This is a genomic window from Pseudorhodoferax soli, from assembly GCF_003337555.1.
Classification (GTDB): domain Bacteria; phylum Pseudomonadota; class Gammaproteobacteria; order Burkholderiales; family Burkholderiaceae_C; genus Pseudorhodoferax; species Pseudorhodoferax soli.
The window spans coordinates 77,389-103,986 of the sequence record NZ_QPJK01000005.1 but is presented as its reverse complement, the minus strand read 5'-3'; the positions used below and the strand labels follow the sequence as shown (position 1 = coordinate 103,986).

The 26,598-nt window shown below is 69.7% G+C and carries 28 protein-coding genes; 16 read left to right on the top strand and 12 right to left on the bottom strand.

The window, feature by feature from the left end:
* The first annotated feature begins 53 nt into the window (after nt 1-53).
* Nucleotides 54-1,244, top strand: coding sequence for a hypothetical protein (locus DES41_RS18395; RefSeq protein ID WP_147282888.1), 1,191 nt, complete (start codon nt 54-56; stop codon nt 1,242-1,244).
* 1 nt (nt 1,245) lies between these two features.
* Here DES41_RS18395 and DES41_RS18390 read toward each other — a convergent pair whose 3' ends face one another.
* The 4 genes from DES41_RS18390 to DES41_RS18375 form a co-directional block, all read right to left on the bottom strand.
* Entirely contained in the window at nt 1,246-2,115 is an 870-nt protein-coding gene (locus DES41_RS18390) for a VOC family protein (protein ID WP_114469127.1), read from the bottom strand.
* Nucleotides 2,116-2,300: 185 nt separating this feature from the next.
* On the bottom strand, nt 2,301-4,250 hold the full coding sequence (locus DES41_RS18385; protein WP_170168215.1) for a hybrid sensor histidine kinase/response regulator: 1,950 nt from the start codon (nt 4,248-4,250) through the stop codon (nt 2,301-2,303).
* Nucleotides 4,243-4,707: a response regulator gene (locus tag DES41_RS18380; RefSeq protein ID WP_114469125.1), complete on the bottom strand. Its 465-nt coding sequence runs from the start codon at nt 4,705-4,707 to the stop codon at nt 4,243-4,245. The genes DES41_RS18385 and DES41_RS18380 overlap by 8 nt, the downstream gene beginning before the upstream one ends.
* Nucleotides 4,708-4,719: 12 nt before the next feature.
* Nucleotides 4,720-6,906, bottom strand: a complete 2,187-nt coding sequence (locus DES41_RS18375; RefSeq protein WP_114469124.1) for an ATP-binding protein — start codon at nt 6,904-6,906, stop codon at nt 4,720-4,722.
* Nucleotides 6,907-7,042: 136 nt separating this feature from the next.
* Between DES41_RS18375 and DES41_RS18370 the strand changes: the two genes are divergently transcribed.
* The 3 genes from DES41_RS18370 (at nt 7,043) to mnmC (ending at nt 9,704) form a co-directional block, all read left to right on the top strand.
* The gene (locus DES41_RS18370; protein WP_114469519.1) at nt 7,043-7,534 is read left to right on the top strand and encodes an EVE domain-containing protein; all 492 of its coding nucleotides are present in this window, start codon (nt 7,043-7,045) and stop codon (nt 7,532-7,534) included.
* Between the two features lie 67 nt (nt 7,535-7,601).
* Nucleotides 7,602-7,874 (top strand): oxidative damage protection protein, encoded by a 273-nt coding sequence (locus DES41_RS18365; protein ID WP_056902400.1) that lies wholly within the window; start codon nt 7,602-7,604, stop codon nt 7,872-7,874.
* 6 nt (nt 7,875-7,880) lie between these two features.
* A complete protein-coding gene (gene mnmC / locus DES41_RS18360) occupies nt 7,881-9,704 on the top strand; it encodes a bifunctional tRNA (5-methylaminomethyl-2-thiouridine)(34)-methyltransferase MnmC2/FAD-dependent 5-carboxymethylaminomethyl-2-thiouridine(34) oxidoreductase MnmC1 (protein ID WP_114469123.1) in 1,824 nt (607 codons plus the stop codon).
* Between the two features lie 54 nt (nt 9,705-9,758).
* On the opposite strand, the gene DES41_RS18355 is transcribed toward mnmC, so the two are convergent.
* The 4 genes from DES41_RS18355 to DES41_RS18340 form a co-directional block, all read right to left on the bottom strand.
* Nucleotides 9,759-10,961 carry a branched-chain amino acid ABC transporter substrate-binding protein gene (locus tag DES41_RS18355; RefSeq protein ID WP_114469122.1) on the bottom strand — a complete coding sequence of 401 codons (1,203 nt, stop codon included), beginning with the start codon at nt 10,959-10,961 and terminating at the stop codon, nt 9,759-9,761.
* A gap of 105 nt (nt 10,962-11,066) precedes the next feature.
* Nucleotides 11,067-11,417: a hypothetical protein gene (locus DES41_RS18350; protein WP_114469121.1), complete on the bottom strand. Its 351-nt coding sequence runs from the start codon at nt 11,415-11,417 to the stop codon at nt 11,067-11,069.
* A 4-nt stretch (nt 11,418-11,421) separates the two neighbouring features.
* Complete coding sequence (locus DES41_RS18345) at nt 11,422-11,853, bottom strand: DNA polymerase III subunit chi (protein WP_114469120.1); 432 nt, start codon at nt 11,851-11,853, stop codon at nt 11,422-11,424.
* Between the two features lie 19 nt (nt 11,854-11,872).
* Entirely contained in the window at nt 11,873-13,351 is a 1,479-nt protein-coding gene (locus DES41_RS18340) for a leucyl aminopeptidase (RefSeq protein ID WP_114469119.1), read from the bottom strand.
* 23 nt (nt 13,352-13,374) lie between these two features.
* Between DES41_RS18340 and lptF the strand changes: the two genes are divergently transcribed.
* Genes lptF through DES41_RS18315 form a run of 5 tightly spaced genes read left to right on the top strand, consistent with a single transcriptional unit; the run spans nt 13,375 to nt 18,120 of the window.
* On the top strand, nt 13,375-14,490 hold the full coding sequence (lptF, locus tag DES41_RS18335) for an LPS export ABC transporter permease LptF (RefSeq protein ID WP_114469118.1): 1,116 nt from the start codon (nt 13,375-13,377) through the stop codon (nt 14,488-14,490).
* Nucleotides 14,487-15,587 carry an LPS export ABC transporter permease LptG gene (lptG, locus tag DES41_RS18330; RefSeq protein WP_114469117.1) on the top strand — a complete coding sequence of 367 codons (1,101 nt, stop codon included), beginning with the start codon at nt 14,487-14,489 and terminating at the stop codon, nt 15,585-15,587. Before lptF ends, lptG begins: the two co-directional genes overlap by 4 nt.
* Nucleotides 15,584-15,940, top strand: a complete 357-nt coding sequence (locus DES41_RS18325) for a sirohydrochlorin chelatase (protein WP_114469116.1) — start codon at nt 15,584-15,586, stop codon at nt 15,938-15,940. Before lptG ends, DES41_RS18325 begins: the two co-directional genes overlap by 4 nt.
* A 42-nt stretch (nt 15,941-15,982) precedes the next feature.
* Nucleotides 15,983-16,924 carry a CysB family HTH-type transcriptional regulator gene (locus DES41_RS18320; RefSeq protein WP_114469115.1) on the top strand — a complete coding sequence of 314 codons (942 nt, stop codon included), beginning with the start codon at nt 15,983-15,985 and terminating at the stop codon, nt 16,922-16,924.
* 29 nt (nt 16,925-16,953) lie between these two features.
* Nucleotides 16,954-18,120 carry a pyridoxal phosphate-dependent aminotransferase gene (locus DES41_RS18315; protein WP_114469114.1) on the top strand — a complete coding sequence of 389 codons (1,167 nt, stop codon included), beginning with the start codon at nt 16,954-16,956 and terminating at the stop codon, nt 18,118-18,120.
* Here DES41_RS18315 and DES41_RS18310 read toward each other — a convergent pair whose 3' ends face one another.
* Nucleotides 18,121-19,092, bottom strand: coding sequence for a tripartite tricarboxylate transporter substrate binding protein (locus DES41_RS18310; RefSeq protein WP_114469113.1), 972 nt, complete (start codon nt 19,090-19,092; stop codon nt 18,121-18,123). It abuts the gene before it with no gap.
* 170 nt (nt 19,093-19,262) lie between these two features.
* Between DES41_RS18310 and DES41_RS18305 the strand changes: the two genes are divergently transcribed.
* Nucleotides 19,263-19,421, top strand: coding sequence for a DUF3309 family protein (locus DES41_RS18305; RefSeq protein ID WP_114469112.1), 159 nt, complete (start codon nt 19,263-19,265; stop codon nt 19,419-19,421).
* Between the two features lie 58 nt (nt 19,422-19,479).
* Here the strand turns inward: DES41_RS18305 and DES41_RS18300 are convergent, their stop codons facing one another.
* On the bottom strand, nt 19,480-20,061 hold the full coding sequence (locus tag DES41_RS18300; protein WP_114469111.1) for a Fe-Mn family superoxide dismutase: 582 nt from the start codon (nt 20,059-20,061) through the stop codon (nt 19,480-19,482).
* A 63-nt stretch (nt 20,062-20,124) separates the two neighbouring features.
* A complete protein-coding gene (xseA, locus tag DES41_RS18295; RefSeq protein ID WP_114469518.1) occupies nt 20,125-21,426 on the bottom strand; it encodes an exodeoxyribonuclease VII large subunit in 1,302 nt (433 codons plus the stop codon).
* A 347-nt stretch (nt 21,427-21,773) separates the two neighbouring features.
* Between xseA and DES41_RS18290 the strand changes: the two genes are divergently transcribed.
* The 6 genes from DES41_RS18290 to adk all read left to right on the top strand — a co-directional run bounded on the left by DES41_RS18290 (nt 21,774) and on the right by adk (nt 25,627).
* Complete coding sequence (locus DES41_RS18290) at nt 21,774-22,409, top strand: MotA/TolQ/ExbB proton channel family protein (protein ID WP_114469110.1); 636 nt, start codon at nt 21,774-21,776, stop codon at nt 22,407-22,409.
* Nucleotides 22,406-22,828 (top strand): ExbD/TolR family protein, encoded by a 423-nt coding sequence (locus tag DES41_RS18285; RefSeq protein WP_114469109.1) that lies wholly within the window; start codon nt 22,406-22,408, stop codon nt 22,826-22,828. Before DES41_RS18290 ends, DES41_RS18285 begins: the two co-directional genes overlap by 4 nt.
* A gap of 14 nt (nt 22,829-22,842) precedes the next feature.
* On the top strand, nt 22,843-23,838 hold the full coding sequence (gene lpxK / locus DES41_RS18280) for a tetraacyldisaccharide 4'-kinase (protein WP_114469108.1): 996 nt from the start codon (nt 22,843-22,845) through the stop codon (nt 23,836-23,838).
* Nucleotides 23,839-23,867: 29 nt separating this feature from the next.
* Nucleotides 23,868-24,050 (top strand): Trm112 family protein, encoded by a 183-nt coding sequence (locus DES41_RS18275; RefSeq protein WP_056673586.1) that lies wholly within the window; start codon nt 23,868-23,870, stop codon nt 24,048-24,050.
* Nucleotides 24,047-24,847, top strand: a complete 801-nt coding sequence (gene kdsB / locus DES41_RS18270; RefSeq protein WP_114469107.1) for a 3-deoxy-manno-octulosonate cytidylyltransferase — start codon at nt 24,047-24,049, stop codon at nt 24,845-24,847. The genes DES41_RS18275 and kdsB overlap by 4 nt, the downstream gene beginning before the upstream one ends.
* A gap of 123 nt (nt 24,848-24,970) precedes the next feature.
* Nucleotides 24,971-25,627 (top strand): adenylate kinase, encoded by a 657-nt coding sequence (gene adk, locus DES41_RS18265; RefSeq protein WP_114469106.1) that lies wholly within the window; start codon nt 24,971-24,973, stop codon nt 25,625-25,627.
* Nucleotide 25,628: 1 nt separating this feature from the next.
* Here the strand turns inward: adk and DES41_RS18260 are convergent, their stop codons facing one another.
* A complete protein-coding gene (locus DES41_RS18260; protein WP_114469105.1) occupies nt 25,629-26,594 on the bottom strand; it encodes an asparaginase in 966 nt (321 codons plus the stop codon).
* Nucleotides 26,595-26,598 lie beyond the last annotated feature (4 nt).

The following is a 26,598-nucleotide window of genomic DNA, read 5'->3' as shown; positions in this document are numbered from 1 at the left end:
GCCCTGGCTTCGCGGCGCGCATGATGCCGGCGGTCGTCGCAACGGAGACCGCCATGGCCACCCGCCGCAAAAGCCCGAGCCGCAAGACCACCTCAGCCAAGCCCGCCCCGGCCAAGGCCGCCGTGGCCAAGAAGCGCGCGCCGCCGAAGAAGGCCGCAGCGCCCCGCCCCGCACGGCCTGCGGACGGGCCGCTGACGCTGGGCCAGGCCAAGGCCCTGGTCGCTGCCCGCAGAGCGGCACCGGCGCATGCGCCCATGCGCGGCGTGGCCCCGGCCGGTGCACCGGCCGGCCCGGCACCGACGCAGCCCACGCCGGGCGACGTGGGCCGGGAACGCCGCCAGCTGGCCATCGCCCAGCGCCGCGAGGAACGCCAGCGCATCCAGGACTACAAGGCCGTGATGCGCCTGCTCAAGCAGCGCGGCGTGCAGGGGCTGCCGGCGCCCGCGGCGGCACCAGCCCGGGCCGGCGCTGCCCCGCGCGAAACGGCCGGCGCGGGCATGCCGCTGCAGATGCTGGCCGAGGGCGATTCGTGGTTCGACTACCCGGTGCCGCTGTTCGGTGGCGGCATCGTGCCGCGGCTGGAGCGCCTGGCCGGCCTGCCCATCCTGAACCTGGCCAAGGCCGGCGACGAGGCGCGCCAGATGATGGGCGTGGAGCAGCGCCAGCGCTTGACGATGCAGCTGCGCGATGGCTGCCCGGCCGGCGGCGCCTGGGATGTGCTGCTGTTCTCCGGCGGCGGCAACGACATCGTGGACGACCCCATGGCGCTGTGGGTGCGCGACTTCGTGGCTGGCCGGCCACCGGCCGAACAGCTGCACCGGCCACGCTTCGATGCGGCACTGGCCATGGTGCGCGCGGCCTACGAAGACCTGATCGGACTGCGCGACACCTGCAGCCCGGGCACGCAGCTGGTGTTCCACGCCTACGACTTCGCGCTGCCCGACGGGCGGGGCATCTGCCACATGGGCCCCTGGCTCAAGCCGACCTTCTCGCTGCGCGGCTTTCCGACGCAGCAGGACGGCTTCGAGGTCATGCAGGTGATGCTGACCGAATTCGCCGCCATGCTGGCCAGCCTGGCGGCAGCCAATGCCCGGGTGACCCTGGTCAACGGCCAGGGCACGCTGGCGCCGGAGCGCGCGAACTGGCACAACGAACTGCACCCGTCGCGCCAGGGTTTCGAACGCTTCGCCGAGCAGTTCCCGGCGCAGCTGCGCGCGCTGTTCCCGGGCCGGCTGCCGAACTGAGTCAGCGCCGGAACTCGGGGATGTCCGGCCGAGCGCCCCACATGCAGAACGAGGCCGGCTCGAACGGAAACTGCCGCGGCCGGTGCGCCGGATCGGTGATCTGGCTGACACCGCTCGAGTACTCGTAGACCATGCCGTCCGGCCCCTCGAAGTACAGGAACATCGCGCCCGAGGTCGGATGCCGGCCCGGGCCGAACACGGTGCGTACACCGCGCTCCTGCAGGAAGTACCAGGACTGCATGATGTCGTCGATGGAAGCCACCTGGTGGTTGATGTGCTGCACGCCAGCGAAGGCCGAGGGGAACAGCGCGATCTTGTGGTGCACCGCGTCGATGCGCAGCAAGGGGGCGGCGCCGATGCGGTCGCTGACCTTGGCCGACAGCACGCCGGTCCAGAAGGCCTCGTCGCGCACCGGGTCGGTGCTGCGCAGGCCCACGTGCGAGAAGCCGGTGTTGGCCACCGGCCGCGTCGGCGCGAAGGGCCGGCCCGCCTGCGGAGTAGGCGCCAGCAGCTCGATGCGGTTGCCGCTCGGGTCGCGGAACTGGATGAAGGCGTCCACGCGGCGCTGCGCGCACTCGGCATCGCTGCCGCGGTGCACCGGGTGGCCCAGGCGTTCCAGTTCGGCGGCGGCGGCGTCCAGTGCCACACCTTCGCGCAGGTCGAAGCCGACCGTGTGGTCGCGCGGGTCGCCGTCGTGGTAGACCAGCGTGTGGTCGCGCGTATCGCTGCGCAGGTAGACCGTCTGGCCGTTCTTGGCATTGCCGCTGCGCCCGCCTTCGGCCAGCCCCAGGATGTCGTGGGCGTAGCGCACGGCGCCGTCCAGGTCCCGCGTGCCCAGGCGCACGTAGCGGATGTCGTGCAGGTCGATCATGCTTGTCTCGCTTCGGCGCTCTGGTGGCGCCATCGTGGTGGAGTGCCGAGTCTAGACACCGAACGCGCCCGACGGAACCCACCGGCCCGCAAGCCCCGCGCAGGCCGTGCGGAATGCGGCCCGGCCCTGGGACGGCGCGGCGCCGCCATTACGCGCAGCCCGGCGCGGTCCGGGCCGCGCCAGCTTCATGGTCCCGGGCGTGTCAGCAGCTTCTGCAGCACCGCATGCACCTGCGGCGGGTCGACCGGCTTGACCAGGTGGCCGGCGAATCCCGCGGCAGCCGTGCTGCGCAGGTCGCTCTCGGCGCCGTAGCCGCTCAGCGCCAGCACCGGCAGGCGCCCGCCGAGCGCGCGGCCGATGTCCACGCCGCTGCCATCGGGCAGGCCCAGGTCGGTCAGCACGATGTCGAAGGCCTGCGACTGCGCCAGCTGCAGCGCCTCGGCCACGCTGGCGGCATGCTCGACGGCGTAGCCGTACTCCTCCAGGCACATGCGCAGCGCCATCGCCGCACCCGGGTGGTCTTCCACCATCAGCACGCGCGCATGCTGGGCCTGCACCGGCTCGGCCGCCGGGTCAGACGGCGGTGGCGGTGGCGGGACGGCGCCCTCGCGCAGCGGCAGGCGCAAGGTGAACCGCGCGCCCTTCCCCACGCCAGCGCTTTCCGCCAGCAGCACGCCGCCGTGCGCCAGGGCCAGGTGGCGCGCAATGGCCAGGCCCAGCCCCAGGCCACCACGCTCGCGCGCGGTGTCACGGTCGGCCTGCTCGAAGGCCGTGAAGATGCGCTCCAGCGCATCGGGCGCGATGCCGATGCCCTGGTCGCAGCAGGAGAACACGAACTCGCCGGACTCCAGCGCCGTGTTCAAGTGCACCACGCCGCCGGGCTCGCTGAACTTGATGGCGTTGCGCACGAGGTTGGCCATCACCTGCTGCATGCGCACCGGGTCGGCGTGCACCCAGGCCGGCTGCTCGGCCAGCGCCAGCTCCACGCGCATGCCGCGTTCGGCAATCGCCTCGGCCAGCATGGTGAGCGCCTCGCGCAGCACGGCGTGCATGTCCACCAGCTCGGGCTTGACGCCCAGCTTGCCGGCAGAGATGGCCGAGATGTCGAGCAGGTCGTCGATGAGCCGCGTCTCCACGGCCACGTTGCGGCGCACCAGCGGCACCAGGTCCTTGTGCGTCGCCGGCACGCTGGCATGCCGCTCCAGCAAGTGCACGGCGGCCGAGACGGCCGACAGCGGCGCGCGCAGTTCGTGCGAGAGCATGGCGATGAAGCGGTCCTTGGCCTGGCTGGCGCGCTCGGCCTCGCGCCGCGCGGCTTCGGCCTGCTCCTTGGCCTCGCGCAGCACCTGCGCGGCCAGGTGCTCGGCCGTGGTGTCGCGCGCGATGCTGCACCAGCCGACCACGGCGCCGCCTTCGCCATGCAGCGGCATCAGCACGCCTTCGGCCCACAGGCGCGAGCCATCGCGCCGGCGCATCCAGCGCTGCGTGGCGGCGCGCTGCGCGGTGGCGGCCAGGCGCAGGTCGCGGCGCCAGGCCTCGTGCGCGTCCTCGCCCTCGGGCAGCAGCAGCATGGCGTTCTGGCCCACGGCCTCGGCCCGCTCGAAGCCGAACATGGCCTGGGCGCCGCGGTTCCAGCTGGTGATGCGGTGCTCGGCGTCGAGCAGCAGCACGGCGTAGTCGCGCAGGGATTCGACGATGTGGGCGTACAGGCTGTCGGCCTCGCGCAGGCGTGCCTCGGCGGCGTCGCGCGCGGCACGCTCGCGCACCTCGCGCAGCGCGCGCTCCAGCACCAGCGGCAGCCGCTCCAGGCGGCCCTTGCTCACGTAGTCGGTGGCACCGCGCTTGAGCAGCTCGACGGCGTTGTCCTCGCCGATCACGCCGGACACGAAGATGAAGGGCAGCTGCGGCGCCCTGGCCCGGGCGATGGCCAGTGCATGGTCGCCGCCGAAGCCGGGCAGCTGGTAGTCGGACAGCACGGCGTCGAAGCGCTGCGTGGCCAGCGCCTGCACGAAGCCGGCCTCGTCGCGCACCAGCGTGCAGCGGGCCGCGGGATGGCTAGCACGCACGCACTCCTGCACGAGCTCCGCATCGAAAGCGGAGTCCTCCAGCAGCAGCAGCTCCAGCGGTTCACTCATGTTCGTAGCGCCGGCTGGCCCGCAGCGAACCGGGCGGCGGCTCATTCAGCACGGCCCAGAAGATGCCCAGGTCGGCGATGGCGGCCACGAACTGCCGGAACTCCACGGGCTTGACCACATAGGCGTTGACGCCGAGCTCGTAGCTGCGCACCACATCGGTCTCCTGCTGCGAGGAGGTCAGCATGACCACCGGGATGGCGCGCAGGCCCGGGTCGGCGCGCACGGCCTGCAGCACCTCCAGGCCGTTGACCTTGGGCAGCTTGAGGTCCAGCAGGATCACCGCCGGGTTGCCTTCGCTGCGCTCGGCATGCGCATCCTCACGGCGCAGGTAGGACAGGGCCTGGGCACCGTCGCGCAGCACCACCACGTCGTTGGCGAGCTGGCTGCGCTCCAGCGCCAGCAAGGTGAGTTCGAGGTCGCGCGTGTCGTCCTCGACGAGCAGGATCGGCTTGAGCATGGGGATGTTTTTCTAGTGGATGGGGGAGCGCGGCAGCACGAATCCGAAAGCCGCACCTTGCTGGGGCGCACCGCGGGCCCAGACTTCGCCACCATGGCGTTCGACGATGCGCTTGACGTTGGCCAGGCCAATGCCGGTGCCCTCGAATTCTTCGGTCGCATGCAGGCGCTGGAAGACGCCGAACAGCTTCTCGACGTACTTCATCTCGAAGCCGACGCCGTTGTCTTCGACCTCTAGCCCGACCCCGTCCTCGCGCACGACGGCACGCACTGTAATGCGTGGCGCGGGCTGCCGGCGCGTGTACTTCTGGGCGTTGGCCAACAGGTTGCGCGTGGCCACCTGCAGCAGGAAGGGGTCGGCGTGCAGCGCCGGCAGGTCTGGCGCAACGTCCCATTGCACGTTGCGCCCGGGTTCGTCGCGCCGCAGCTCGCGCACGAGGTCGGCCACCATGGCGACCATGTCCACGCTGCGTGGCTTGAGCGCGGCACGGCCCAGGCGCGAGAAGTCCAGCAAGGCATCGACCAGTTGGCCGGCGTACGCCGCGGCCTCCTTCACGTGGCCCAGGTAACGCCGGCCGCGCTCGCTGACATGCGCGCCGTCCATTTCCAGTACCAGGTCGGCGTAGCCTGCGATGTGCCGCATCGGCGCGCGCAGGTCGTGCGATACGGTGTAGGAGAAGGCTTCCAGTTCCTTGTTGACGCGGCCCAGCGCCGTGGCGGCGTCCGCCATCTCCTGGGCACGGCGCAGCACGATGCCGATCAGCGCATCGCGCAGCTCGCGCGCCGCCGCCAGTTCGGACGGCAGCCAGCGGGCCGAGCGGCCGCCCAGACGCTCGACCCAGCTGTCGAAGCTCTTGCGCGGATGGATGCGGCCGGCCTCGTCCACCGCCTTGCGCGGGTTGCCGGCCCAGCGCACGGTACGCACGATCTCTGGCCTGAACCACAGGATCACGTGGCGGTGGACCTGCGAGATCGACACCGCCAGCACGCCGGCGGCGTTCTCGCGCAGCGCAGGGCTGCCGCCGAAATCGCGCGCGAGCTCATCGCTCGCGTAGATGTCCTCGCCGCGGGCGGCGACCCAGTGCGCCAGCGCCTCGAGCTCGGCCGGCGGCGGTGTGGTGCCGACGGTCCAGACGGCCTCGTCCAGCACGACGGCAGCGCCGCTGGCGCGCGCCAGCCGCAGCAGGCCGCCGGCCTGCACCAGGCGGCTCAGCGTGCCATCGCTCTCGGCCAGCTGCGCCACGAGCGACAGCGTGAGCTGGCGCAGTTCCAGCCGCGCGGCTGCCTCCTCGGCGGCCTGCAGCGCGCCGATCTGCAGCGACAGCAGCTGGCCCAGGTGTTCACAAGCGGCCCGTGCGTTGGGCCCCAGCGTGCGCGGCGCATGGTTGTGGCAGGACACCAGGCCCCAGAGCTTGCCGTCGACGACGATGGACACCGACATCGAGGCCAGCGTGCCCATGTTGCGCATGTACTCCACGTGCACGGGCGAGACGCTGCGCAGCAGGGCATGGGACAGGTCGACCTGCGACGCAGCGCAGCCCTCCAGGCCGAGCAGCGGCACCGGTGCATAGCCTGCGTCGGGGATCAGCCGGAAGTGGTTGAGCAGGTAGAGCGCGCGCGCCTGCCGCGGAATGTCGGAAGCCGGGAAATGGTGGCCGAGGTAGCTGTCGTAGTCGGGCTCCAGCGTTTCGGCGAGCACCTCGCCGTGGCCGTCGTCGTCGAAGCGGTAGACCAGTGCGCGGCCGAAGCCGCTCACCCGGCGCATCTCCTCGGCCGCGAGCAGGCACAGCGCCGGCAGGTCGCGTGCCTCGTTCAGCCGCGACAGGAAGTTGCGTGCCAGTGCATAGATCCGCGACGGGCCGTGGTCCTGCGGACTGGCGTCCTCGCACTCGACGATCACATGGGAGGCGGTGCGGTGCGCCGACACTTCCTGTGCAGCGCGGCCTGGCAACTGCACGCTGCCCAGGCTGATCGGCGACATGCCGGGGCCCGCGGCCGGCAGCGACGACAGCGCCGTGCGGTCGAGCGCCTCGAGCACGGCGGCGTGATCGGGCGCAGGCCAGCCAGCGCTCGCAGCCACGGGCTGCAGCGTCTGGGCGTCCAGCACCAGCATGCGGCCATGGGGCTGGATCGCGCCGGGCCAGCGGATCGGTTCGAGATCGCAGGCAGCGAGGTCGGAGGGGAGTGCGTCCGCCGTCATGAAGCGGTGTGTGGGCTGGCAAGGAAACGTTTTCGGCGGGCGGAGTTTGCCACCGTGCCGAAGCGCGCCCTGTAGGAGAACGGCGCGGCCCGCTGTGGCATCCTCGCGCGGCCCCCAGCCCCACCCCGCCCTCACCATGAACGCCGCCACCGCCCGCGCACCGCACTACTGGCTCATGAAGTCCGAGCCCGACGAATGCTCGATCGACGACGCACTGGCCGCGCCCGGGCAGACCGTGCCCTGGACCGGCGTGCGCAATTACCAGGCGCGCAACTTCATGCGCGACGGCATGCAGGTCGGCGACGGCGTGTTGTTCTACCACTCCAGTTGCCCGGAGCCCGGCATCGCCGGCATCGCGCGCGTGGCCTCCGAGGTGCGCACCGACCCCACGCAGTTCGACCCGGCCTCGCCCTACCACGATGGCGCCTCCAAGCCCGATGCGCCGCGCTGGCTGCTGCGCGACGTGCAGGCGCTGCGCAAGACCCGGCTGCTGCCGCTGGCCGAGCTGCGCGCGCATCCTGGCCTGGCCACGATGGTGGTGCTGCAGCGCGGCAGCCGGCTGTCGATCACGCCGGTGGAGCCCGGGCATTGGACCTTGATCGTCGATGGCTTGCTGGGCGGCCGATAATCCGGGCCCGCAATCCGCATCCCACAAGGCCGCCCAACGGCCTGCATCCCCTCAAGGAAGACTCGACATGGCACGCATGGTGAACTGCATCAAACTGGGCCGCGAAGCCGAAGGCCTGGACCTGCCGCCCTACCCGGGCGAGCTGGGCAAGCGCATCTGGCAGAGCGTCAGCAAGGAAGCCTGGGCCGCCTGGCTCAAGCAGCAGACCATGCTGATCAACGAGAACAAGCTCAACATGGCAGACCAGCGCGCGCGCCAGTACCTGTCGCGCCAGATGGAGAACCACTTCTTCGGCGCCGGCGCCGACGCCGTCCAGGGCTACGTGCCACCCGCCGCCTGAGCACCGGTGGCCGAGCCCATCGAATGGCTGGCCGATGGCGCTCCCTACAACCCGCGCTTCGGTGACCGCTACCGCTCCGAAGCCGCTCTGGCGCAGGCCCGCGGCGTGTTCCTGCACGGCTGCGGGCTGCCGCAGGCCTGGGCCGGGCGACCGCACTGGGCGATCCTGGAAACCGGGTTCGGCCTGGGCCTGAACTTCCTGGTGGCCTGGGCCGCCTGGCGCGCCGATCCGCAGCGGCCCGCACGTTTGCACTTCGTCTCGGTCGAGGCCCATCCCGCGTCGGCCGAGGACGTGCTGCGCGGCGCTGCGGCCTTTCCCGAGCTGCAGCCGCTGGCCGATGAACTGGCGGCCCAGTACCGCAGCCTGCGGCCGGGCGTGCACCGGCTGCGCCTGGACGAGGGGCGCGTGCTGCTGACGCTGGCCATCGGCGAAGCACAGCCCATGCTGCGCGAACTCGTGTGCCAGGCCGACAGCGTCTTCCTGGACGGCTTCAGCCCGGCCCGCAACCCCGACATCTGGAGCCTGGACACCCTGAAGGCCGTGGCACGCTGCTGCCGCAACGGCACGCGGCTGGCCACCTGGACCATCGCCCGCGCCGTGCGCGACAGCCTGGCGCAATGCGGCTTCACGGTGCAGCGCGTGGCCGGCGTGCCGCCCAAGCGCGACCGGCTCGAAGCCACCTACGCACCCGCCTGGACGCCCAGGCTGCGCCCGCAGCCCTGGCACGACGACGGCCCACCCGCCCAGCCCGGCCATTGCACGGTGCTGGGCGCCGGGCTGGCGGGCGCCAGCGTGGCGCGCCAGCTGGCCGAGCGCGGCTGGCAGGTGCTGGTGCTGGACGCCGCGGAGGCGCCGGCCGCCGGTGCCTCCGGCCTGCCCGCGGGCCTGTTCTCGCCACACGACGCCGCCAGCGACACCTTGCCCACGCAGCTGTCGCGCGCGGGTGCCCGCTGCACGGCGCAGCTGCTGCGGGCACTCCTGCGCGAGGGTGAAGACTACGCGCTGACCGGCGTGCTGGAACGGCGCCTGCGCGGCGCGCGGGCGCTGGCCACGCCCGGCGATGCGTTCAGCGCGGCCGCCGATGCCGCGCAGCTGCAGGCCGCGGGCCTGCCCGTGGACACGCCCGCGCAATGGCATGCGTTGGCCGGCTGGGTGCGCCCTGTCCGGCTCGTGCAGGCCCTGCTCGCACATCCGGCGATCCGCTTCCAGGGCGGCTGCCGCACCACCAGGGTGCAGGCCACGCCCGGGGGGTGGTCGCTGCGCAGTGACGACGACTGCGAACTGCACGCCACGCCGCTCTTGGTCGTGACGGCTGGCATCGGCAGCGGCGCACTGCTGCAAACACAGGGGCTGCAGACGGTGCGTGGACAGGTCAGCCTGGGGCCCTGCCCGCCCACGCTGCCGGTACCGGCCATGCCGGTGAACGGCCATGGCCACTTCATTCCCGGCGTGCCGGGTCCGCAAGGCCCGGTCTGGCTCAGCGGCTCGAGCTTCGAGCGCGGCGACACGGCCACCGACCTGCGCGAGGCCGAGCAGCGCTACAACCTGGAGCGCCTGCAGGCGCTGTTGCCGGCCACTGGCCAGGCGATCGCCGAGGGCCCCGCGCCCGCGGCCTGGGCCGGCGTGCGCTGTACCTCTGCGGACCGGTTGCCGCTGGCCGGCCCCTGGGCCGCCGGCCTGTGGGTGTTGACGGCCTTGGGCGCGCGCGGCCTCACCCTGGCGCCGTTGGCGGCCGAGTTGATCGCCGCCCGCCTGCATGGCGAGCCGATGCCCTTGCCGGCCCGCCTGGTCGCGGCACTCGATCCGCGCCGGCTGCGGCCCGCCGCGTAGCCATCAAAAAAAAGGGGCCCGAAGGCCCCTTGTCGCTGCGGTCGCGGAAAACGCTCAGCGCACCACGGCGAGCTGCTCGCGCTGGCCACCCTTGTAGGTGTACAGCGTCAGCGCGCCGTTCTTGATGTCGCCCTTCTCATCGAAGGCGATGTTGCCGGTGATGCCCTTGTATTCGATCTTGGCGAGCTCGGGCAGGTACTTCTCAGGCTCGGGCGAACCGGCCTTCTGCATGGCCGTGGCCAGCACCTTCACGGCGTCGTAGACATACGGGGCGTACAGCTTCACGTCGACGTTGTACTTGGCCTGGAAGTCGGTCTTGAACTTGTCCAGGCCGGGCTTCAGGTCGCCGTCCACACCGCCGGCTTCGGCACACACGACCTGGCCGTCGGCCATGGCGTCGCCGGCCAGCTTGGACAGCTCGTTCGTGCAGATGCCATCGCCGCCCATGAACTTGACCGTCAGGCCCAGCTGCTTGGCCTGGCGCAGCATCGGGCCGGCCACGGCGTCCATGCCGCCGTAGAACAGCACGTCGGGCTTGGCGCCCTTGAGCTTGGTCAGGATGGCGTTGAAGTCGGTCGACTTGTCGGTCGTGAACTCGTGGCCGATCAGGGTGCCGTTGGCAGCCTTGACGGCCTTCTCGAATTCCTCGGCCACGCCCTGGCCATAGGCCGTGCGGTCGTCGATCACGGCGACGGACTTGCCGGCCAGTTCGCCCACGGCGTACTTGCCCAGCGTGCTGCCCAGATGCACGTCGTCGGCCACCACGCGGAAGGCGGTCTTGAAGCCCTGGCGCGTGTACTTGGGGTTGGTGGCGGACGGCGATATCTGCGGAATGCCGGCGTCGCTGTAGATCTTGGAAGCAGGGATGGTGGTGCCCGAGTTCAGGTGGCCGACCACGCCATGGACCTTGCTGTCCACGAGCTTCTGGGCGACCGAGGTGCCCTGCTTGGGATCGGCCGCATCGTCTTCGGCCAGCAGTTCGAACTTGGCGGTCTTGTCGCCGATCTTGAACCCGGCGGCGTTCAGTTCCTCGATGGCCATGCGGGCACCGAGTTCGTTGTCTTTGCCCAGGTGGGCGATCGGGCCGCTGGTGGGGCCGACGTGGCCGATGCGGACGGTGACCGTCTCGCCGGCAGGTGCGGCTGCGGGTGCAGCCGCAGCGGGCGCAGATGCGGGCGCCGGCGCCGGTTCGTCCTTCTTGCCGCACGCAACGAGCACCATGGCGGCCAAGGCGACAGCGGTCCATTTCAACTGCATAAAAATCCTCCAGACAGGGAAAAACGAGAGAACAGGTTTATACATCTGCCGGTATGCAATTTGCGGGCCCGATTGCGACGATCGGCACAAACGCCACTAGGGGTTTCACGCAGGTGGACGCTGGGCCAGTTCGGCCGCCACGGCCTCGGCCACGGCCTGGCGCACGACGAACTCGATTTCCTCGCGCAGGCGCGGTACCAGCGCGTGCGTGTGCTGCAGCACCATGCTGGCCACGGCGTCGTGCAGTTGCTGTTCGAGCGCGAGGTCGACGCGCTGCATGACACGGTGCAGCAGCTGGTCTTCGAGCGTCTGCGCGTCGAGCGGCGGAGCCACCGGCACGGGTGGTGCCGCAGGCGGCGGCGGCGCCGGCGGCACGGGCTCCACGCGCGCGGCGGCGCCGACCACCTCGGTCAACACCGGCACGTAGCGCGGCGGCACGCGGGGCACGTCGCTCATCGCCTCACTCCTTGAGTTCCAGGTCGTGGCGCACGATGGTGTAGCCACGCGCGACGTAGTGCTTCCAGCGCCCGCGCGCGAGCGCGCGGTCTTCCTCGTCGTTGCTGACCACTTCGATCAGGCGTTCGAAGCGTTCGAAGCCGGCCGGCACCAGGTCGGCCAGGTTCACGAGCACGGGCAGGGCCGGTGCCTGCAGCACGTCCACGGCCAGCACCACGGGCGAGGCGGCCAGCACGCGGTCCGGGCTGCTGCCCAGCATGCAGTGGGGCACGAAGTCCAGGGCCGAGAAGGTCCACAGCTGCTGGTCGAGCCGGGCCAGCATGTCGTCCGGGCCGCTGACGACGGCGCGCGCGCCGCCCGCCACGGCCTTGCGCAACAGCCGGCAGGCATAAGCCAGTTTGTCCGGGGCGTTGAAGTGGAAGGCGATCTCGGTCATGCCCGCGGACGGCCGCAGCTCAGGCCTTGACGCTGCGCTTGCGGGCGACTGCCTTGGGCGCAGCGGTGGCCGCCTGACCCAGCAGGTAGGCCAGCAGAAGGCCCACGGGGCGACCGGTCGACCCCTTGGCGGCACCGCCCTTCCAGGCCGTGCCGGCGATGTCCAGGTGCGCCCAGGCGCGCGTGCCGACGAAGCGCTGCAGGAACTTGGCCGCCGTCACCGCGCCACCCGCGCGGCCCGCCACGTTGGCGACGTCGGCGAAGTTGGTCTTCAGGCCATCGGCGTAGTCGTCGTCCAGCGGCAGGCGCCAGCAGGGGTCGAGCGCGCTCTCGCCGGCCGACAGCAATGCGGCGGCCAGCGCCTCGTCGTTGGAGAACAGGCCGCTGCGCACGCCGCCCAGCGCGACCACGCAGGCGCCCGTCAAGGTGGCGATGTCGACGATGGCCGCGGGCTTGAAGCGCTCGGCATAGGTCAGCGCATCGCACAGGACCAGCCGCCCCTCGGCATCGGTGTTGAGGATCTCGATGGTCTGACCGCTCATGCTCGTGACCACGTCGCCGGGCTTGACGGCGCGGCCATCGGGCATGTTCTCGCAGCTGGCGATCAGCCCCACCACGTTGATGGCGGGCCGGATCTCGGCCAGCGCGCGGAACACGCCGAGCACGCTGGCGGCGCCGCACATGTCGAACTTCATCTCGTCCATCTCGCCGGCAGGCTTGATGGAGATGCCGCCGGTGTCGAAGCTGATGCCCTTGCCGACCAGCACCGTGGGCGCCACGCTGCGTGCCGCACCGTTGTAGCGCAGCACGGCAAAGCGCAGCGGCTCCTCGGAACCCTGCGACACGGCCATGAAGGCGCCCATGCCGAGCTTGGCCACCTCGCGCGGGCCCAGCACCTCGCAGCTGATGCCGGGATGGCGGGCCAGCGACTTGGCGGCGTTGGCGATCAGCGTGGGCGTGGCATGGTTGCCGGGCCGGTTGCCCCATTCCTTGGCGAACTCCACGCCGGCCACCAGGCCCACGGCCTGGTCGAACGCTGCGCGGGCCTTGGCGACCTCGGCCACGGCGACGACGACCTGGGCCAGCTTGCGCGGCTCGGCCTTGGACTTGGTCGCGGTGTAGACATAGCTGGCGTCGGCCACGGCGGCGATGGCGGCGCGCAGTGCGGCCTCGGTCCAGGGGCCGGCGCAACACAGCACCAGGCGCTTGGCCTGGCGCAGCGTGCCCATGCCGGCCAGCACGGCCTGGCGCACGGTGCGGGCGCTGCCGTCGCCGCTGCCGGCCAGCACCACCCGCGTGGCCGCCACCCCCTGGGGCTGGTACAGGGCCAGCGTCTTGCCGGCCTTGCCGTCGAAATCGCCGGATTTGCGCGCCTGCGCGATCCAGCCGGACAGTGCGTCCTTGCCCGTTGCCGCGGTTTCTGGCACCAGGACCAACAGGGCATCGCACCTGGCGCTGGCACAGCCCGCAGCGTCGAGGGACTTGAGTTCGAAGTTCATAATCCAGCCTTTTTTGGCTGGCGATGTTATTCCATTCCTCCCTACGCAAGGAGCTGGCCAGGGGCTTTGGCGCGACCTTCGTCGCCCTCATCACCATCGTGATGACCATGCTGCTGATCAGCACGCTGCGGCTGGCCTCGCGTGGGCGCGTGAACCCCTCGGACGTGCTGCAGGTGCTGGGCTACACCATCCTGGGCCATCTGCCCACCATCCTCACGCTCAGCCTGTTCGTGGCGTGCGTGGCGACGCTCTCGCGCATGTACCGCGACAGCGAGATGGTGATCTGGTTCACCGCGGGCCAGGGGCCGGCGCGGCTGTTCGTGCCGCTGCTGCGCTTCGCCTGGCCGATGCTGCTGGTGGTGGCCAGCATGGCGCTGGTGGTCTGGCCCTGGTCGAACCAGCAGATCCAGGAGCTGCGCTCGCGCTTCGAGCAGCGCAGCGATGTGGAGCGTGTGACGCCGGGCCAGTTCCAGGAGTCGGCTGATGGCAGCCGCGTGTTCTTCGTCGACAAGGATTCGCCGGACGCGATGAACGTGAACAACGTGTTCATGTCGGCGCAGGACGCGGGCAAGGAGTCGGTGACCTCGGCTCGCGCGGCCCGCACCGAGATCCGCGGTGACGACCGCTTCGTGCTGCTGACCGAGGGCCAGCGGCTGGAGACCACCAACGGCAAGGAATCGCTGCGCATCACCGAGTTCCAGGAGTACGGCACGCGCATCGGCGACAGCAACGCCGGCGGCGCGCAGCGCGTGAACCCGCGCACGCTGTCGACCATGGCGCTGCTGGCCGAGCCCACGTCCGTGAACCAGGCCGAGCTGTCCTGGCGCATCGGGTTCGCGATCGCGGCTTTCAATTTCCTGTTGCTCTCGCTGGCACTGGCCAGCGGCAACCCGCGTTCGGCGCGCAGCGGCAACCTGGTGCTGTCGCTGTTTGCGTTCGTCGTCTACTACAACCTGATCAACCTGGGGCAGAGCTGGATCGCCAGCGGCCGCGTCGGTTTTGCGACCTTCGTCGTGCTGGTGCATGGTGGCGTGCTGCTGCTGGCGCTGCTGGCGCTGGCGCAGCGCCACCACCGCTTGAGCCTGCGCGCCTGGCTGCGCCGCGGCCGTGCCCTGCCCGACTCCGCGCAAGCCACATGAAAACCATCCGCCGCCTGATCTACCGGGAGCAGTTGACGGCCGTGGCCTTCGTCACGCTGGGCTTCCTCGCGCTGTTCTTCTTCTTCGACTTCGTCGACGAGCTGTCGGACATCGGCAAGTACGGCGCCGCCGGCTACCAGCTGACCCACGCGCTGCTGTACGTGACGCTGCTGGTACCCAACCACCTGTACGAGCTGCTGCCGATCACGCTGTTGATCGGCACCATCTTCGTGATGGCGCGCTTCGCCCAGAGTTCCGAATACACCATCCTGCGCACCAGCGGCCTGGGGCCGTGGCGCGCGCTGGGCACGCTCGTGGCGCTGGGCCTGGGCTTCGTGGTGCTGACCTTCGCTGTGGGCGACTACGTGGCGCCGGCCACCGACCGCACGGCGCAACTGCTCAAGGCGCGCTACCAGGGCCGCATCACGATCGGCCAGACCGGTGCCTGGCTCAAGGAAGGGCAGCGCGAGCATTCGTACGCCGCCAACGTGGCGGCGCTGACGGCCGATGGCCAGATGCAACAGGTGCGCATCTTCGAATTCGACGGGCGCAATGCCCTGCGCTCCGCCGTGCAGGCCGAGCGCGCGCGCTTCGCCCCTGGCGGCTGGGAGCTGCAAGGCGTGCAGCGCACCACCTACAGCCACAGCGGCGACGAGGCCAGCGTGCAGCGCGAGCGGCTGCCGCAGCTGCGCTGGGACACCGGCATCACCTATGAGATGGTCACGACCGCGCTGCTCAAGCCCGACCGCATGCGCACCATCGACCTGTTCCAGTACATCCAGCACCTGAACGCCAACCAGCAGTCGGCCCAGCGCTTCGAGATCGAGTTCTGGCGCAAGGTGTTCTATCCGATCAGCTGCGTCGTGATGGTGGTGCTGGCCCTGCCCTTCGCCTACCTGCACTTCCGCAACACCGGCATCGCAGGCTATGTGTTCGGCGGCGTGATGGCCGGCATCAGCTTCTTCCTGCTCAACAACGTGTTCGGCTACATCGGCAACCTGCAGAACTGGCAGCCCTGGCTGACGGCTGCGGCGCCGGGGTTGATCTACAGCGCGATCTCGCTCGGGGCGTTCGGCTGGCTGGTGCTGCGCCGATGAAGGGCGTTCTGCTGTTCGGCCATGGTTCGCGCGACCCGGCCTGGCGCCAACCGATCGAGGCCGTGGCTGCGCGCATCGCGGCCCGGCCCGGCGCGCCGGTGGTGCGCTGCGCCTACCTGGAACTGTGCGAGCCCGATTTCGACAGCGCCTGCGCGGAGCTCGTGGGCCTGGGCGTGACCGAGTTGCGCGTGCTGCCCATGTTCCTCGGGATGGGGCGGCATGCGCGCGAAGACCTCCCTGCTTTGGTGCACGCCCTGCAAGAGCGCTGCCCCCAACTCAGCATTGCCGTGCTGCCACCCGTTGGTGAGCACCCCAGCGCACTGGACCTGTTCGCGGACATCGCGGCTCTATAGATGATTGCGACATAATGAAGCTCGTCGTTAGGCGAAATCATTATGAATTTGCACCAGTTCCGTTTCGTCCAGGAAGCCGCACGGCGCAACCTGAACCTCACCGAGGCGGCCAAGGCCTTGCACACCTCGCAGCCCGGGGTCTCCAAGGCCATCATCGAGCTCGAAGAGGAACTCGGCATCGAGATCTTCGCGCGCCACGGCAAACGCTTGAAGCGCATCACCGAACCCGGCCAGCATGTGCTGCGCAGCATCGAATTGATCATGCGCGAGGTGGGCAACCTGAAACGCATCGGCGAGCAGTTCAGCGCCGAGGACAGCGGCACGCTGTCGATCGCCACCACCCACACGCAAGCGCGCTACGTGCTGCCGGTGCCGGTTGCCAAGCTGCGTGAGGCCTACCCCAAGGTCAACGTGAGCCTGCACCAGGGCGCGCCCGACCAGGTGGCGCGCATGCTGATCGATGAAGTGGCCGAGATCGGCATCGCGACGGAATCGCTGTCCAATTACACCGAGCTGCTGACCCTGCCCTGCTATGAATGGCAGCACGTGCTGGTGCTGCCCAAGGAGCATCCACTGGCGGCCAAGGAACGGCTCACGCTGGAAGACATCGCGACCGAGCCCATCATCACCTACCACCCCTCCTTCACGGGCCGCACGCGCGTGGACCACGCCTTCGCGCAGCGCCACCTGACACCGCGCATCGCGCTGGAGGCGATCGACTCGGACGTGATCAAGACCTATGTGCGCCTGGGCCTGGGCCTGGGCATCGTGGCCGAGATGGCGGTGCGCGACGACACCGGCGGCGACCTGGTGTCGCGCCCCATGGGCCAGCTGTTCGGCATGAACGTGGCGCGCGTGGCCTTCAAGCGCGGCGCCTACCTGCGCAACTTCGTCTACCGCTTCGCCGAGTTGCTCAGCGACCGGCTGGACCGCAACCTGGTGGCCAAGGCCATGTCCGGCCAGGCCAACGACTACGAGCTCTGACCCACCCCTTCTTCTCCTGTTCCATCGCCATGTCGATCGCACCCCGCACCCCCACGATCCAGAGCAAGCTGCCCAAGGTCGGCACCACCATCTTCACCGTCATGTCGGCCCTCGCGACCGAGAAGAACGCGGTGAACCTGGGCCAGGGCTTCCCCGATTTCGCCTGCGACCCCCTGCTCGTCGATGCCGTCGACCAGGCCATGCGCGAAGGCCTGAACCAGTACCCGCCCATGGCCGGGGTGTTGCCGCTGCGCGAGGCCGTGGCCGCCAAGATCGAAGCGCTGCACGGCAAGCGCTACAGCGCGCAGGACGAGATCACCATCACGGCGGGCGCCACCCAGGCGATCCTGACGGCGATCCTGGCCATCGTGCGGCCGGGCGACGAAGTGATCGTGCTCGAGCCCTGCTACGACAGCTACATCCCGAACATCGAACTGGCGGGCGGCACCGTGGTGCGCGTGCCACTGGTGCCGGGTACCTTCCGGCCGGACTTCGACAAGATCGCCGCGGCGATGACGCCGCGCACGCGCGCCATCCTCGTCAACTCGCCGCACAACCCCAGCGCCACGATCTGGTCGGCAGCCGACATGCAGCGGCTGGAGGACCTGCTGGCGCCCACCGACGTGTTCCTGATCAGCGACGAGGTCTACGAGCACATGGTCTACGACGGCCGCGCCCACGAGAGCGCGGCACGCTTCCCGGGTCTGGCCGCGCGCGCCTTCGTGGTCTCCAGCTTCGGCAAGACCTACCACGTGACGGGCTGGAAGGTCGGCGTGGTGGCTGCGCCGGCGGCGCTGACGGCCGAGTTCCGCAAGGTGCACCAGTTCAACGTGTTCACGGTCAACACGCCCGTGCAGCACGGCCTGGCGCGCTACATGGCAGAACCCGGGCGCTACCTCGCGCTGCCGGCGTTCTACCAGGCCAAGCGCGATCTGTTCCGCGAGGGGCTGCAGGCCAAGACGCGCTTCAAGCTGCTGCCGAGCGAAGGCAGCTTCTTCCAGTGCGTGGACATCTCGGCCGTCAGCGAATTGCCCGAGGCCGAGTTCTGCCAGTGGCTCACGACCGAGATCGGCGTGGCCGCGATCCCGCTGTCGGCCTTCTATGCCGACAGCTTCGACCAGCGCGTGGTGCGCTTTTGCTACGCCAAGGAAGACGCCACGCTGCGCACCGCCTTGGACCGGCTGGCCAAGCTCTGATCAGCTCTTGGCCGCCAGGCCGAGCCGCTCGATCGTCGCTTTCTCGGCCGCATAGCTCTCGCGGGCGAAGCGCGTGTAGTCCTCGGTGTTCTTGTAGATGATGGTCTGGTCGAACTTGTCGAAGGTGGCGAGCACGGCCGGGTCTTCCAATGTCTTGCGGAAGGCGTCGTGCAGCGTGCGCACGATGGCCGGGTCCATGCCCTTGGGGCCGCACACGCCGAACGGCGAATCCGACACGGTCTGGTAGCCCAGCTCGTCCAGCGTGGGCACATCGGGCCAGCGCTTGGTGCGCTTGCTGCCGTAGGTGGCCAGCAACCGGAACTTGCCGGACTCCACATACGGCCCCCAGCCGGTCGCGTCGCTGGCCGACATCACGTGCCCGCCCAGCAGCCCCAGCATGTTGTCCGCGTTGCCCTTGTACGGCACGTTCATGAGCTTGATGCCTGCCCGCTGCGCGAACTCCTCCATCGCCAGGTGCGGGCTGGTGCCGGCACCGGTGTGCCCGTAGCTCAGCTTCTCCGGGTTGGCCTTGGCATAGTCCACGTAGTCCTTGATGGTCTTGATCGGTGAACTCGACGGCACCACCAGCCCGAAGGTGTAGCCGGTCAGGCAGGCGATCCAGGTGAAGTCCTTCATGACGTCGAACGACACCTTCTGCATGTGCGGGATGCGGAACACACCGTGCGGCAGTTGCGACACCACGTAGCCGTCGGGCTTGGCATTGACCAGCTCGACCGCACCCAGCGTGCCGCCTGCGCCCGGCTTGTTGTCCACGATGATGGTGGTGCCCAGCGTGCGGCCCGCGCTCTCGGCCAGAGAGCGGATCACGGCATCGGTGGAGCCGCCCGCAGGCCAGGGGCAGATGTAGCGGATCGGCCGGGTCGGATAGGCCTGCGCGCGCAGCACGGCGGGCGCGGCGACCGTGGCAAGCGCGGCGGCGGAACGGGCCAGGAAAAGGCGGCGGTCGGTCATGGGTTCAGTCCTCGGTCGGGGCGGTGAAAAAGGTCGCCGCACTGTAGGCAAGAAGACCGCAGGTCTACCGTAGGAAAACCCTCACCGGTTGTCGCGCCGCGGACCGGCGGACGCCGCAACAACGGGCATCCAAGATGTGCCCACACCAACCATCCAAGAGGGGAACGACCATGACCATTTCGACCATTCTGCTGATCGTGCTGATCCTGCTGCTGATCGGCGCCCTGCCGTCCTGGCCGCACAGCCGCAACTGGGGTTATGTGCCGAGCGGCGGACTGGGCCTGGTGGTCCTGGTCGTCGTGATCCTGCTGCTGATGGGACGCATCTGACGCCAACGAAAAAGCCCCGCGATGCGGGGCTTTTTTCTGACGCACAGGGGCGTGTCGTTCAGGCGAAGTTGGCCTGCGCGAACTCCCAGTTCACCAGCTTGTCGAGGAAGGTCTCGACGAACTTGGGACGCAGGTTGCGGTAGTCGATGTAGTAGGCGTGTTCCCAGACGTCGACGGTGAGCAGCGCCTTGTCGGCGGTGGTCAGCGGCGTGCCGGCAGCGCCGGTGTTGACGATGTCGACGGAGCCGTCGGCCTTCTTCACCAGCCAGGTCCAGCCCGATCCGAAGTTGCCCACGGCCGACTTGACGAAGGCTTCCTTGAACGAGGCGTAGCTGCCCCACTTGGCGTTGATGGCGTCGGCCAGCTTGCCGCTGGGCTCGCCACCGCCGGCGGGCTTCATGCAATTCCAGAAGAAGGTGTGGTTCCAGATCTGGGCCGCGTTGTTGTAGATGCCGCCGCTGGACTTCTTGACGATCTCTTCCAGCGTCATGTTCTCGAACTCCGTGCCCTTCTGCAGGTTGTTCAGGTTCACGACGTAAGCGTTGTGGTGCTTGCCATGGTGGTACTCCAGCGTCTCCTTGGAGTAGTGCGGCGCCAGTGCGTCGATCGCGTACGGCAGTTCAGGCAGCTTGTGTTCCATGTTCTTTCCTCGTGGGTGGGTTGGAGAAATGATGGGGTCTCGGGGGACGCGGCATTGTAGGAATTAAACGCGACCGGTCTTCGTGACCTGCAGATCGGCCTCGCCGTCGGCCAGGGTAGCGCGCACGGCAGCGCCTTCGGTCAGCTGCGCCACGCTGGTGACGGTGCTGCCCGACGCGTCGGTGAGCCAGGTGTAGCCGCGCTGCAGCACCACGCGCGGATCCAGCAGTTCGAGCCCGCGGGCGGCATGGGCCAGGGCCTGGCGCGCCTGCTGGGCGCGGCCCTGCACGGCGGCGCGCAGCCGCGGTTGCTGCACATCCAGGCGATGGCGCCGCTGCGCAAGCTGCGTGGCCAGCCCATGCTGCAGCCGTTGTTCGAGTTGGGCCAGGTGCAGGCGCTGGCGGCCGGCCCCTTGCGACGGGCGGCCGAGCCGGGCCGCGGTTTGGTCCAGCCGCTGGGCGAGCTGGTCCAGGTTGCGCATGGCGGCGTCGTGCAGGCGGTTGGCCATGCCGTCCAGCAGGGCCAGCCACACCTCGCGCGGCTGCGCCGCCAGTTCGGCAGCGGCTGTGGGGGTGGGCGCGCGCAGGTCGGCCACGAAGTCGGCGATGCTGAAGTCGGTCTCGTGGCCGACGCCGCTGACCAGCGGCACGGGGCTTTGCACAATGCAGCGCGCCAGCGCCTCGTCGTTGAAGGCCCACAGGTCTTCGACCGAACCGCCGCCGCGCACCAGCAGGATGAGGTCGATGGGCTGGTCCGCACCGTCGCGCGCATGCGCGTACAGCCGCTGCAGCGCGCGCACCAGATCGGCCGGCGCCTCGGCACCCTGCACCGACGCCGGTGCCAGCAGCACGGGCACATGGGGAAGGCGTCGCCGCAGCGCGGTGACCACGTCGTGCAGGGCTGCCGCGCCCGGGGAGGTCACGAGGCCGATGCCGCGTGGCAGGGCGGGCAACGGGCGCTTGCGCGCCGCGTCGAAGAGGCCTTCGGCCTCCAGGCGGGCTTTGAGGCGCAGGAACTGCTCCATCAGCGCCCCGGCGCCGGCGCGCTGCAGGCTCTCGACGACCAGTTGCAGGTCGCCGCGCGCCTCATAGACCGACAGACGGCCCCGCAATTCCACCAGGTCGCCATCACGCGGCGAAAAATCGACCAGGGCGGCTGCGCGGCGGAACATCGCACAGCGGATCTGGCCTTGCCCATCCTTGATCTGGAAGTAGCAATGCCCGCTGGATGCGCGCGAGAAGCCCGAAATCTCGCCGCGAACCGCGACAGGATTGAACTTCTGTTCCAAAGCCCCAGCAATGGCGCGGCACAGCGCCCCAACCTGCCAGACAAGCGGCGCCATTGCTGGCTTCAGCGGTGCCTGCATGGGACGGCCTTTGCTGCAGTACAGCATTCGGCGGACGAATACTCCACAGCGGCGCCGATCTGCCCCGTAGTCTGCCCCAGGCACCCGTTACGCCCAGCATGCATTTAGAAGGCCCTTGATTTCATTGGTATTTTTTGTGCCTGCGTTTTAATCAAAGTGTCAAAGAGCCGCGCCAGTGCTGGGTTTCGGCCGCACGGAACAGAGTTCTTCACAAAGTTATCCACATCTCCTGTGGGTACTGTCCGACGGACGCCGACAGACACAGCTGGCGTGCACGGCGCGCGTGGCGGCCGAAAAACACTGCGCCATAATCCGCGCGGCGTTCCATTGCCAGGGGAGATTTGCTCTTGTTTTCGATCATACAAGCCGCCGGTTGGCCGATCTGGCCTCTGATTGCGTGCTCGGTACTGGCCTTGGCCCTCGTCATCGAACGTTTCATCAACCTCCATGCCCGCCGCATCGTCCCGCCCAAGCTGCTGGAGGAGGCCATCACGGTGTCGCAGAAGTCCGTGCCCGAACCGGGCATCGTGGCGCAGCTGGCGCAGAACTCGGCCCTGGGCGAGGTGCTGGCCAGCGGGCTGCGTGCGCTGCACAGCAACCCGCGCTGCAGCGAAGACGACCTGCGCTCCAGCATCGAGAGCACCGGGCGTGCCGTGGCGCACCGGCTCGAGAAGTACCTCACGGCGCTGGCCACCATCGCTTCGGCAGCGCCGCTGCTGGGCCTGCTCGGCACGGTGATCGGCATGATCGAGATCTTCGGCTCCCAGCCGGGTGCCGCAGCTGGCGCCGCCGGCAATCCGGCGCAGCTGGCGCAGGGCATTTCGATCGCGCTGTACAACACGGCGTTCGGGCTGATCGTGGCGATCCCCTCGCTGATTTTTTGGCGCTACTTCCGGGCCCGCGTCGACGGCTACCTGCTGACGCTGGAGTTGTCGGGCGAGCGCTTCGCGCGCCACCTCAACGGCCTGCGCAAGAGCGCATGAACTTCCGCCGCCGCGGGACGGAAGAGCCCGAGATCAACCTGATCCCGTTCATCGACGTGTTGCTCGTCGTGCTGATCTTCCTGATGCTGTCCACCACCTACAGCAAGTACGCCGAACTGCAGGTCCGACTGCCCCTGGCCAATGCCGAGGCGCAGCGCGAACGTCCGCGCGAGGTGGTGGTGTCGATCGCTGCCGACGGCCGCTATGCCATCGACCGCCAGGCGCTCGAGGGCCGCAGCGTGGAGCTGCTGGTGCAGGCCTTGCTGAGCGCCACCAAGGGCGTGCAGGAGCCCATCGTCGTCATCAGCGCCGATGCGAGCACGCCGCACCAGGCCGTCATCACGGCCATGGACGCGGCGCGGCGCGCGGGGCTGCAGCAACTGACCTTCGCCACCCAGCGTTCCGCCAGCGGGCGCTGAGGCCGGCCGGCACCATGCGTGGCTGGCTCTCTGCGCTGCTGCCGCGGCTGTGGCTGTCGCGCGCCCTGGCCTGGCCACTGTGGCCGCTGTCGCTGCTTTACGCGGCCGTGACCGGGCTGCGCCGCGGGCTCTACCGCAGCGGGCTGCGGCGCAGCACGCGGCTGCCGGTCCCGGTGCTGGTGGTCGGCAACGTCGTGGCCGGCGGCTCGGGCAAGACGCCGGTGGCCATGGCTCTGGTGCAGCGCCTGCAAGCGCAGGGCTGGCGCGTGGGCGTGCTCTCGCGTGGCTACGGCCGCAGCACGCGCGATTGCCGCGAGGTGCTGCCCGACAGCATGGCGCAAGAGGTGGGCGACGAACCCGCGCTGATCCGCCGGCACTGCGGCGTGCCCGTGTTCGTGGCGTCCCGCCGGGCCGAGGCCGGCCAGGCGCTGCTGGCCCGGCATCCCGAGACCGATCTGCTGCTGTGCGACGACGGCCTGCAGCACCTCGCGCTGGCGCGCGACCTGGAGGTCTGCGTGTTCGACGACCGCGGTGTCGGAAACGGCTGGCTGCTGCCGGCGGGGCCGCTGCGCGAGCCCTGGCCGCGCGCCGCGGATCTCGTGCTGCACAGCGGCGAGCAGCCGGCGTTCGCAGGCTTTCGTGCCTGCCGCACGCTGGCCGCGCACGCACAGCGGGCCGATGGCGCGCGCCTGGCCCTGGCCGACCTGGTCGAAACGCCAGTGTTGGCCCTGGCTGGCATCGCCCGGCCCGAGCGCTTCTTCGCCATGCTGCGCGCCGCTGGGCTGCGCCGGCTGCAGGAGCTGCCGCTGGCCGACCACCAGGATTTCGAAGGTTGGCAACCGCCTGCCGATGCGCCAGCCGTCTGGCTCTGCACCGAGAAAGATGCGGTCAAGCTGTGGGCACGGCACCCGGGCGCCTGGGCTGTGCCGCTGCGCGTGGAACTCGATGCCGGTGCCTGGCAGGCGCTGGATGCGGGGCTCGCGGCACTGCGGTCGCCCCGGGTACCATAGCGCCCTTTCGACAGCCTCACCTCGATCCCATGGACAGCAAGCTTCTGGAACTGCTCGTCTGCCCCGTCACCAAGGGCCCACTGCAGTACGAGCGCGAACGCCAGGAGCTGGTCTCGCGCAGTGCACGGCTGGCCTACCCCGTGCGCGACGGTATTCCCATCCTGCTGGAGAACGAAGCCCGCACGCTGAGCGACGAGGAACTGGGCCTGTGAGCACCGCCGGACCGTCCCACGGGGCTCCGCAACGCGAAGGTTCGATCCCCGGCTTCACCGTCCTGATCCCGGCGCGCCTGGCCTCCACACGCCTGCCCAACAAGCCGCTCGCAGCGCTGGGCGATGCGCCCATGGTGGTGCGCGTGGCGCAGCGTGCGATGCGCTCGCGCGCCACCCGCACCGTGGTCGCCTGCGACAGCGACAAGATCATGCAGGCCTGTGCCGCCCATGGCGTGGAAGCCATCCTGACGCGCGACGACCACGTCTCCGGCAGCGACCGCCTGGCCGAGGCCTGCGCGCTGCTGGGCCTGGACGGCGACGACCTCGTGGTCAACGTGCAGGGTGACGAGCCGCTGATCGCGCCGCCGCTGATCGACGCCGTGGCCGAACTGCTGCACCAGCATCCCGAAGCCAGCATGAGCACGGCAGGCCACGCCATCGACAGCGTGGAAGACCTGCGCAATCCCAACGTGGTCAAGGTCGTGTGCGACGCCCGCGGGCGGGCCCTGTACTTCAGCCGCGCGCCGATTCCATGGTGGCGCGATGGCTTTGCCGACGGCGTCAACGCACTGCCGCAACCGGCCCCGCTGCGGCATGTGGGCATCTACGGCTACCGCGCCGGTTTCCTGCGCAGCTTTCCCACGTTGTCGCAGGCACCGATCGAGCAGACCGAAGCACTCGAACAGCTGCGGGCCATGTGGCATGGCCACCAGATTGCAGTGCATGTGACCGAGCACGCACCAGGCCCGGGCGTGGACACGGCACAAGACCTGGAACGCGTCCGCCGGCTGTTTTGACGAACTGTTGCGCCGGGGACTGAGCTCTCCGGGGTGCATGCTATCCTTTGACGGAGAAGCACTGCGACAGCCTGCGCGCTGTCAGCGCTGCCGCCAATATCTACAAGCAATCCGAGGACATCCATGAGACTGATTCTGTTGGGCGCGCCAGGCGCCGGCAAAGGCACGCAAGCCACGTTCATCTGCAAGCAGTTCGGGATTCCACAGATTTCCACCGGCGACATGCTGCGCGCTGCCGTCAAGGCCGGCACGCCGCTGGGCTTGCAGGCCAAGTCGGTCATGGATTCGGGTGCGCTGGTGAGCGACGACATCATCATCGGCCTGGTGAAGGAACGCATCGCCCAGCCCGATTGCGCCAAGGGCTTCCTGTTCGACGGCTTCCCGCGCACCATTCCCCAGGCCGACGCCATGAAGGCGGCCGGTGTGAAGCTCGACTTCGTGCTCGAGATCGACGTGCCCTTCGACGCCATCATCGAACGCATGAGCGGCCGGCGCTCCCACCCGACCTCGGGCCGCGTCTACCACGTGCGCTTCAATCCGCCCAAGGTCGAAGGGCTGGACGACGTGACGGGCGAGCCGCTGGTGCAGCGCGAGGACGACAGTGAAGCCACCGTCACCAAGCGGCTGGATGTGTACAGCGCGCAAACCCGCCCGCTGATCGACTACTACACCCAGTGGTCCAAGGACGATCCGGCCCACGCACCCAAGTACCGCAGGATCGACGGCACCGGCAGCGTGGACGAGATTACCGCGCGCGCACTCGCGGCCCTGGCCGCCTGATTCAGGTACCCAGCAGCTCCAGCTGCAGCTGGATCCGCGCCTTGACCGGCGACAGCGCTCCAGCCCCAGCCAGCGCGTCGCCCTCCCCTCCCAACACCCGCCCCTGCTCGCAACGGCTGGCCCGCAGCACGCGGACGCCGGCCGCCTGAGCACGCAGCAAGGCCGCCTCGAGCGCTTGGTGCACGCTGCCGTTGCCGGTTGCAGCGACCACGATGCCGCGCGTACCGTCGCGCACCAGTGCATCGACGCCCGCGCCACCCGCGCCTGCGTGGCTGAAAACGATCTCCACGCGTGGCCATGCCTGTGGCGTGGACGGCAGCCGCGCCAGCAGCCCCGTCGTGGGCACGGCATGCGGCCAGCCCCGCAGCTGGCGCAAGGCGCCCGCCTCCACATAGCCCAGCGGGCCCGCGTCACCCGAGCTGAACGCATCCAGGCGGTAGCTGTGCACCTTGCGCACATCGGTCGCCGCGTGGACCGCGCCGGCGCAGACGGCCACGACACCGCGCGCACCCGGTTGCGCCGCGACGGCCAGTGCATCGCGGAGGTTCTGCGGGCCGTCCGGCATGGCCGCGTTGGCAGGCCGCATCGCGCAGGCGAACACCACCGGCTTGGCCGGCGCCAGCACCGCCTGCAGGAAATAGGCCGTCTCCTCCAGCGTGTCGGTGCCGTGCGTGATCACGATGCCCTGCACGCTCTCGCGCACGAGTGCCTCGGCGCAGCGCTGCGCCAGCAGCAGCCACACCGTGGCGTCCATGTCCTTGCTGTCGACCTGGGCCACCTGCTCGACCTGCAGTACGCAGCCGGGCGGCGCGTCGACGCCAGCCAGCAGTTGCGCCACACCGACCTGAGCCGCCTGGTAGTCCAGCGTGTCGCCCGCGCGCGGCGCGAGTCCGGCGATGGTTCCACCGGAGCCGAGGACGAGCAATGTGCGCGGGGATGCCCCTGGAAATGCGTGTGGTGCTTGCATGCTG

What these genes read in the sequence shown, in the direction of transcription:
- DES41_RS18395 (WP_147282888.1), top strand. Translation starts at nt 54, where the DNA reads ATGGCCACCCGCCGCAAAAGCCCGAGCCGCAAGACCACCTCAGCCAAG.
- DES41_RS18390 (WP_114469127.1), bottom strand. Translation starts at nt 2,115, where the DNA reads ATGATCGACCTGCACGACATCCGCTACGTGCGCCTGGGCACGCGGGAC.
- DES41_RS18385 (WP_170168215.1), bottom strand. Translation starts at nt 4,250, where the DNA reads ATGAGTGAACCGCTGGAGCTGCTGCTGCTGGAGGACTCCGCTTTCGAT.
- DES41_RS18380 (WP_114469125.1), bottom strand. Translation starts at nt 4,707, where the DNA reads ATGCTCAAGCCGATCCTGCTCGTCGAGGACGACACGCGCGACCTCGAA.
- DES41_RS18375 (WP_114469124.1), bottom strand. Translation starts at nt 6,906, where the DNA reads ATGACGGCGGACGCACTCCCCTCCGACCTCGCTGCCTGCGATCTCGAA.
- DES41_RS18370 (WP_114469519.1), top strand. Translation starts at nt 7,043, where the DNA reads ATGAACGCCGCCACCGCCCGCGCACCGCACTACTGGCTCATGAAGTCC.
- DES41_RS18365 (WP_056902400.1), top strand. Translation starts at nt 7,602, where the DNA reads ATGGCACGCATGGTGAACTGCATCAAACTGGGCCGCGAAGCCGAAGGC.
- DES41_RS18355 (WP_114469122.1), bottom strand. Translation starts at nt 10,961, where the DNA reads ATGCAGTTGAAATGGACCGCTGTCGCCTTGGCCGCCATGGTGCTCGTT.
- DES41_RS18350 (WP_114469121.1), bottom strand. Translation starts at nt 11,417, where the DNA reads ATGAGCGACGTGCCCCGCGTGCCGCCGCGCTACGTGCCGGTGTTGACC.
- DES41_RS18345 (WP_114469120.1), bottom strand. Translation starts at nt 11,853, where the DNA reads ATGACCGAGATCGCCTTCCACTTCAACGCCCCGGACAAACTGGCTTAT.
- DES41_RS18340 (WP_114469119.1), bottom strand. Translation starts at nt 13,351, where the DNA reads ATGAACTTCGAACTCAAGTCCCTCGACGCTGCGGGCTGTGCCAGCGCC.
- lptF (WP_114469118.1), top strand. Translation starts at nt 13,375, where the DNA reads ATGTTATTCCATTCCTCCCTACGCAAGGAGCTGGCCAGGGGCTTTGGC.
- lptG (WP_114469117.1), top strand. Translation starts at nt 14,487, where the DNA reads ATGAAAACCATCCGCCGCCTGATCTACCGGGAGCAGTTGACGGCCGTG.
- DES41_RS18325 (WP_114469116.1), top strand. Translation starts at nt 15,584, where the DNA reads ATGAAGGGCGTTCTGCTGTTCGGCCATGGTTCGCGCGACCCGGCCTGG.
- DES41_RS18320 (WP_114469115.1), top strand. Translation starts at nt 15,983, where the DNA reads ATGAATTTGCACCAGTTCCGTTTCGTCCAGGAAGCCGCACGGCGCAAC.
- DES41_RS18315 (WP_114469114.1), top strand. Translation starts at nt 16,954, where the DNA reads ATGTCGATCGCACCCCGCACCCCCACGATCCAGAGCAAGCTGCCCAAG.
- DES41_RS18310 (WP_114469113.1), bottom strand. Translation starts at nt 19,092, where the DNA reads ATGACCGACCGCCGCCTTTTCCTGGCCCGTTCCGCCGCCGCGCTTGCC.
- DES41_RS18305 (WP_114469112.1), top strand. Translation starts at nt 19,263, where the DNA reads ATGACCATTTCGACCATTCTGCTGATCGTGCTGATCCTGCTGCTGATC.
- DES41_RS18300 (WP_114469111.1), bottom strand. Translation starts at nt 20,061, where the DNA reads ATGGAACACAAGCTGCCTGAACTGCCGTACGCGATCGACGCACTGGCG.
- xseA (WP_114469518.1), bottom strand. Translation starts at nt 21,426, where the DNA reads ATGCAGGCACCGCTGAAGCCAGCAATGGCGCCGCTTGTCTGGCAGGTT.
- DES41_RS18285 (WP_114469109.1), top strand. Translation starts at nt 22,406, where the DNA reads ATGAACTTCCGCCGCCGCGGGACGGAAGAGCCCGAGATCAACCTGATC.
- lpxK (WP_114469108.1), top strand. Translation starts at nt 22,843, where the DNA reads ATGCGTGGCTGGCTCTCTGCGCTGCTGCCGCGGCTGTGGCTGTCGCGC.
- DES41_RS18275 (WP_056673586.1), top strand. Translation starts at nt 23,868, where the DNA reads ATGGACAGCAAGCTTCTGGAACTGCTCGTCTGCCCCGTCACCAAGGGC.
- adk (WP_114469106.1), top strand. Translation starts at nt 24,971, where the DNA reads ATGAGACTGATTCTGTTGGGCGCGCCAGGCGCCGGCAAAGGCACGCAA.
- DES41_RS18260 (WP_114469105.1), bottom strand. Translation starts at nt 26,594, where the DNA reads ATGCAAGCACCACACGCATTTCCAGGGGCATCCCCGCGCACATTGCTC.